Source organism: Streptomonospora halophila, from assembly GCF_039542725.1.
Taxonomy (GTDB): domain Bacteria; phylum Actinomycetota; class Actinomycetes; order Streptosporangiales; family Streptosporangiaceae; genus Streptomonospora; species Streptomonospora halophila.
This window is the reverse complement of record NZ_BAABIK010000044.1, coordinates 23913-29912: the sequence shown is the minus strand read 5'-3', so window position 1 is coordinate 29912 and position 6000 is coordinate 23913. Positions and strand designations below refer to the sequence as shown.

The window sequence follows — 6000 nt, the reverse complement described above, 5'->3', positions numbered from 1 at the left end:
GCGGGCGCGGCGCGCTGCGCGCGGCCCTGGCGCGGTCGGCGGCCGATCCGGCGGGCTCGGCCCTGCTCGTGGCGGCGCTGGCCGCCACGGCGGCGGTGACCTGGGCGGTGCCGCCGGCGCTGGTTCCGCTCGCGGGCTGCCTCCTGCTCGCCGCGGTGGTCGTGGACAAGCGCGGAGGAGGGTGACCTCCGCACGCGCCCACTGCGGTCGAGGGGCCGCCTCCGGACAGGCCCGCCGGAGGCGGCCGCCGCAGTCCCGGTGCGCCGCCGCGACGGCGCGTCGGCGCGCGGCGCCGTGCATCTCCGCCGGTATCCGCGTCCTCCCCGCGTTGTATCCGCTGGACATAGGGGGCGTACGCGGGCGTACCGCTGCGGAGCGCTGAAGACCCCCGACGCGTTGTCCTAGGGTGGAGGGCGTAGCCGACGCCGGAATGTGGAGCTTATGACCGACCAGCAGCGAGCCGCCGAGGCCGCCGAAACCAGCGGCGGCCGGTCCGAAACCGCGGCGGACGCCGACAGCGTTCCCGGATCACCGTCGGCGCGGCGTGCGCGGGTCTCCGAGGAGGAGGTCGCCGCCGTACTGCACGGGCCCGAGAACGGCGGGGCCGGCTCCGGCGAGCGGCCGGCCGACCCCGGCACCGCCGACGACGGCAAAGGAGGCGACGGCAAAGGAGGCGACGAAGGCGCGCCCACGGAGGTCTCCGAGCAGACCGTCGAGGCCGTGGTCCGCGCGCAGCTGTCCAAGGCGCTGGGCGGCAAGCGCGGCATGGTCGAGACCGCCGTGCCCACGCTCGCCTTCACCCTGTCCTACCTGGCCGTCGAGGACCTGCGGCTGGCCCTGGGGCTCGGCTTCGCGCTGGCACTCGGGCTGGGGGCCGTCCGCCTGGCGCAGCGGTCCTCGGTGCAGTTCGTGGTCAACAGCCTCTTCGGCATGGGCATCGCCGCCTTCTTCGCGCTGCGCAGCGGCGAAGCCGAGGACTTCGCGCTGCCCGGCATCATCTACAACGCCGTCTACGCGGTCGTGCTCACCCTGACGATCCTGATCCGCTGGCCGGCCATGGGCCTGCTGATCGGCGCCGTCACCGGCGACGTCGGCGCCTGGCGCGCCAACCCCGCCGTGGTGCGGCTCAGCTCCCGGCTGACCTGGCTGCTGGTGGCGCCGTGCGTGGTGCGCGTCGCGGTGCAGCTGCCGCTGTGGGCCTCCGAGCACTACGGCGTGGCCAGCACGTTCGCGCTGCTGGGAATCGCCAAGGTCGCCATGGGCTGGCCGCTGCAGGTGGCCGCGTTCGCGGGCATGGTGTGGCTGCTGGCGCGCGGGCGCACCCCGGTCGAGACCGGATCGGCCGAGGCCGCCGAGGCGCCCGCGGACGGCGGCGACGGCGCGGCCGGGCACGCCGGCCCGGCGACACCGCCGAGCCGCCCCCGCCCCGCCGACTAGCGCGCGCCCGGGCGGATCCGTCCGCGGCGAGCGGCCCACGCGGGTGCGGCCGGCGCCCGCTGCGCAGGGCGCCGGCCGGGAGCATTGGTCAGAGCTCGGACTCCAGCAGGGCGCCCAGCTCCTCGACCGACTCGGCGCTGCTGAGGAAGACGAGCTCGTCGCCGCCGCGCAGCGGCGTCTGCGGGTCGGGCGTGTGCACCCGGCCCTCGCGCACCAGCGCCACCAGCACGATGCCCTCCGGCAGGGCCGGCGCCAGTCCGCCCAGCGGCCGCCCCGCGTGCGGGGAGTCGGCGGGCAGCGTGAACTCCAGCAGGTCGGTCTCGGGCAGCGAGAGCGCGCTCAGCGCCTCCCCGGGATCCTCCCCGTCCTCGCCCTCCTCGACCAGCGCCGCCATCATCCGCGGCGGCGACACGGCGACGTCGACCCCCCACGCCTCGGTGAACAGCCACTCGTTGCGCGGGTCGTTGATGCGCGCGATGACCCGGCCGACGCCGAACTCGGTCTTGGCCAGCAGCGACACCACCAGGTTGACCTTGTCGTCGCCGCTGGCGGCGACCACGGCGTCGAAGTCGTCCAGCCGTGCGTCCTCCAGCGAGGCCAGCTCGCAGGCGTCGGCCAGCAGCCATTCCGCCCGCGGCAGCTCGTCCACGCCGATGGAGCGGGAGTCGCGGTCGATCAGCAGCACCTCGTGTCCGCTGTCGCTCAGCTCGGCGGCGATGGAGCGCCCGACGCTGCCCGCTCCGGCGATGGCGACGCGCATCCTAGTCTCCCTGCCTGTCGTCGGCGCCCTCGCCGAGGCGCGCCTGGATCCGGTCGATGTCGGCGGAGCGGGTCAGCACGTGCAGCACGTCGCCCGCCTGCAGCGTCTCGTCGCCCCGGGGCAGCAGGATGTGCCCGGCCCGCACCAGGTAGGCCACCCGCAGCGGGAACGCGCCCTCCAGCTGCTCGACCCGGCGGCCCACCCACGGCGTGGCCAGCGGGGCCTCGGTCATCACCAGGCTGCCCGACGGGTCGCGCCACAGCGGGCCGACGTCCAGGCCGGCGGAGCCGGGCACCAGGCGGCGCAGGATGGTGTCGGCGGTCCAGTGCACGGTGCCCACTGTGGGGATGCCGAGCCGCTGGTAGACGGCGGCGCGGCGCGGGTCGTAGATGCGCGCCACGACGTTCTCGACGCCGAAGGTCTCGCGTGCGACCCGTGCGGTGATGATGTTGGAGTTGTCGCCGCTGCTGACCGCGGCGAAGGCGGAGGCCGTCTCGATGCCCGCCGCCACGAGCACGTCGCGGTCCTGGCCGGCGCCGCGCACGGCGGCCTTGGCGGTGGCCGGCCGCAGTCTGCGGAACGCGTCGGGGGCCTGGTCGATCACGGCGACCGTGTGGCCGCGGTCCTCCAGCGTGTGCGCGAGCGTCGACCCCACCCGCCCGCATCCCAAGATCACGATGTGCACTGCCAACTCGCTCCTGCCCTAGCTCACGGGTCGGGCACGGCCGCCGCCCGGCCCCTGGGCGACGGTATACCCATCGCGCGGCCCGCGGGCGCCGCGGTCGCGCGCGCCGCGCAGCTCGCAGGGCCCCGTCCGGTCCGCGCGCTCGGCTAGAGTGGCCCGAAGATGGGCGGTGGCGCTGCGCGGGGGGTCACCCGCGCGAAGCCCGAACTCACCCGTCACCCACCCGTCTCTCCCGGAGGTCGTCTGCGTTGAGCCCTGCCCGAAATCCGAACGCCGCCGTGCGCGCCTCCGCGTCCGGCCTCGTCGGCACCGAACTGGAGCTGCGCGTCGAGGGCGTCGCCCACGGCGGGTGGTGCGTGGCGCGCCACGACGAGCGCGTCGTCTTCGTACGCCACACCCTGCCCGGCGAGCTGGTGCGCGCCCGGATCACCGAGGAGGCCTCGCGGTTCCTGCGCGCCGACGCCGTGGAGGTGCTGGAGGCCTCGCCCGACCGCGTCGAGGCGCCCTGCCCGTTCGCCGGTCCCGGCAGGTGCGGGGGCTGCGACTGGCAGCACGCGTCGCTGGAGGCCCAGCGCAGGCTCAAGGGGCTGGTCGTCTCCGAGCAGCTGAGCCGCATCGCCAAGATCGACCGCGACGTCGAGGTGGAGGAGCTGCCCGGCGCGCCCGACGGCCTGGGCTGGCGGACCCGCGTGCGCTTCGCCGTCGACTCCGCGGGCCGTGCGGGGCTGCGGCGGCACCGCTCCCACGAGATCGAGCCCATCGACCACTGCCGCATCGCCCACCCCCGCGTCGACGCGCTCGGCGTCGCCGAGCTGGAGTGGCCCAAGGTGCGCGAGGTCGAGGCGGTGGCCTCTGCCGGCACGCGCGACACCGCGCTGGTGGTCACCCCCGAAGGCGCCAAGCTGCCCCCGCTGCCCGAGCCCAAGGCCTCGGCGGCGGTGCTGCGGCGCTTCCGCAACGGCCGGGTGCAGCAGGTGCGGGGGCGCCGCCACATCCGCGAGAACGCGGGCGGGCGCGAGTTCCGTGTCAGCGCCGCCGGGTTCTGGCAGGTGCACACGTCGGCGGCGGAGGTGCTGTCGGAGGCGGTCGTCGAGGCGCTGGCCCCCGAGCCGGGCGAGACCGGACTGGACCTCTACTGCGGCGCCGGACTGTTCACCGCCGCGCTGGCCGAGTCGGTGGGCTCCGAGGGGCGCGTCCTCGGTGTCGAGAGCGACGCCGAGGCCGTCCGCGACGCCCGCCACAACCTGCGCGACATGCCGTGGGCGCGCGTCGAGCACGCCGACACCGCCGCGCAGCTGCGGGAGTGGGTGGACATGCGGGTCGACTTCGCGGTCCTGGACCCGCCGCGCGCCGGCGCGGGCCCGGTGGTCGCGCGGCAGCTCTCCGAGCTGCGCAACCGCAGGGTGGCCTATGTCTCCTGCGACCCGGCGACGCTGGCCCGCGACCTGGCGGCGTTCGTTGAGGAGGGCTACGAGCTGACCGGGCTGCGCGCGTTCGACTCCTTCCCCATGACCCACCACGTGGAGTGCCTGGCGGTGCTGCGCCGCGACTGAGCGCCGCAGGTCGAAGCGCTCCGGGGAGCCGGCCCGGCGCGGGCGTGCGCCGAGTATGCGTCGAGCGCGTGCGCGCGGCGCGTCCGCACGGTGCCGAAGCGGCGCCGGTACTTCGTGCGTTGCGGTTCGGCCTTTGCGGCCGCCGGCACGAGAATGGTCCCCATGCGCTTGAGGATCTTCACCGAACCGCAGCAGGGTGCGACGTATGAGACGCAGCTGGCGGTCGCAAAGGCAACCGAGGACCTGGGGTTCGAGGCCTTCTTCAGGTCCGACCACTATCTGCGGATGGGCGGCGGGAACGGCCTGCCCGGGCCGACCGACTCCTGGGTCACCCTCGCCGGACTGGCGCGCGAGACCTCCCGCGTGCGCCTCGGAACGCTGATGAGCGCGGCCACCTTCCGCCACCCCGGCCCCCTCGCCATCTCGGTGGCCCAGGTCGACCGGATGAGCAACGGCCGTGTGGAGTTCGGCTTCGGCGCCGGGTGGTTCGAGCCGGAGCACGCGGCCTACGGCATCCCCTTCCCCGCCTCGGCGCGGGAGCGGTTCGACCGCTACGAGGAGCAGTTGGACGTCATCACCGGGCTGTGGGCCACGCCGGTGGGCGAGACGTTCCGCTACGAGGGGCGGCACTACCGCTTCGGCGAAGGGCCCGCGCTGCCCAAGCCGCAGCAGGCTCCGCGCCCGCCGGTGCTCATCGGCGGTACCGGGCGCATCCGCACCCCGCGGCTGGCGGCAGCGCACGCCGACGAGTACAACGTGGCCTTCGCCTCGATCGAGGACACCGCGGCGGCCTTCGACCGGGTGCGCTCGGCGGTAAAGGCGGCCGGCCGCGCCGATGCGATGACCTACTCCGCGGTCCAGGTGGTCTGCTGCGGCCGCGACGAGGCCGAGGTGGAGCACCGGGCGGCGGCGATCGGGCGCGCGCCCGAGGAGCTGCGCCGCAACGGGCTGGCGGGCAGCCCGGCTGAGATCGTCGAGAAGCTCGGCCGGTTCACCGAGATCGGCGCCGAGCGGATGTACCTGCAGGTGCTCGACCTGTCCGACCTCGACCACCTGGAACTGCTCGCCTCGCAGGTCTCCCGGCAGCTGCAGTAGTCCGGCCGGGGGCGATCCGTCCTCAGCCCGCAGGAGGAGCGGTGCCCTCGGGACCCCGGGGCCCCTCCTCGGCGGGCGCCGCAGCGTCGGCTTCGGGCCGCTCCGTCCGCGCCGGCGGCACCGGCCCAGGCGTTCGCGCCGCGGCGGAGCGGCGGCGCCGGGCGCGGGAGTCCAGCGCAAGCCCGGCCGCGAGCATCGCCGCGCCCAGCGGGATGGTCCAGTAGGGCGATCCGGCGGAGGCGACCTCGACGGCGCCGGGCGAGAGCAGCGTGATGATCCCCCAGACGATCAGCGCACTGCCGCAGAGGATGAAGATGGCCAGGTCGCGCAGTGAGCGCATCGCGGGGGCTCCTCGGGTGGGGGTGGGCTCGTGAGCGCGCACGGTGCGGACTCCGCTCGCGGCGGCCGGTGTCGGGTCCGCGCACCGGCCCGGTGTGTACCGGCTCTATGACGCGCCGCACCCGGGGCGG

Annotated in this window: 7 protein-coding genes; 4 read left to right on the top strand and 3 right to left on the bottom strand. The window is 75.5% G+C overall.

The window, feature by feature from the left end; genetic code table 11:
• Together ABEA15_RS23825 and ABEA15_RS23820 are read left to right on the top strand one after the other, a co-directional pair.
• Positions 1 to 185 (top strand): hypothetical protein (locus ABEA15_RS23825; protein ID WP_345559212.1); only part of this gene is annotated, 185 nt, incomplete at its 5' end.
• 256 nt (positions 186 to 441) lie between these two features.
• Positions 442 to 1437 (top strand): DUF3159 domain-containing protein, encoded by a 996-nt coding sequence (locus tag ABEA15_RS23820; RefSeq protein WP_345559210.1) that lies wholly within the window; start codon positions 442 to 444, stop codon positions 1435 to 1437.
• 88 nt (positions 1438 to 1525) lie between these two features.
• On the opposite strand, the gene ABEA15_RS23815 is transcribed toward ABEA15_RS23820, so the two are convergent.
• The gene (locus ABEA15_RS23815; RefSeq protein WP_345559208.1) at positions 1526 to 2197 is read right to left on the bottom strand and encodes a potassium channel family protein; all 672 of its coding nucleotides are present in this window, start codon (positions 2195 to 2197) and stop codon (positions 1526 to 1528) included.
• A 1-nt stretch (position 2198) separates the two neighbouring features.
• Complete coding sequence (locus ABEA15_RS23810) at positions 2199 to 2882, bottom strand: potassium channel family protein (RefSeq protein ID WP_345559206.1); 684 nt, start codon at positions 2880 to 2882, stop codon at positions 2199 to 2201.
• A gap of 248 nt (positions 2883 to 3130) precedes the next feature.
• Between ABEA15_RS23810 and ABEA15_RS23805 the strand changes: the two genes are divergently transcribed.
• Positions 3131 to 4435: a class I SAM-dependent RNA methyltransferase gene (locus ABEA15_RS23805; RefSeq protein WP_345559204.1), complete on the top strand. Its 1305-nt coding sequence runs from the start codon at positions 3131 to 3133 to the stop codon at positions 4433 to 4435.
• Between the two features lie 162 nt (positions 4436 to 4597).
• Entirely contained in the window at positions 4598 to 5530 is a 933-nt protein-coding gene (locus tag ABEA15_RS23800) for an LLM class F420-dependent oxidoreductase (protein ID WP_344148686.1), read from the top strand.
• A gap of 22 nt (positions 5531 to 5552) precedes the next feature.
• Here the strand turns inward: ABEA15_RS23800 and ABEA15_RS23795 are convergent, their stop codons facing one another.
• Entirely contained in the window at positions 5553 to 5870 is a 318-nt protein-coding gene (locus ABEA15_RS23795) for a hypothetical protein (RefSeq protein WP_345559202.1), read from the bottom strand.
• Positions 5871 to 6000: the final 130 nt, after the last annotated feature.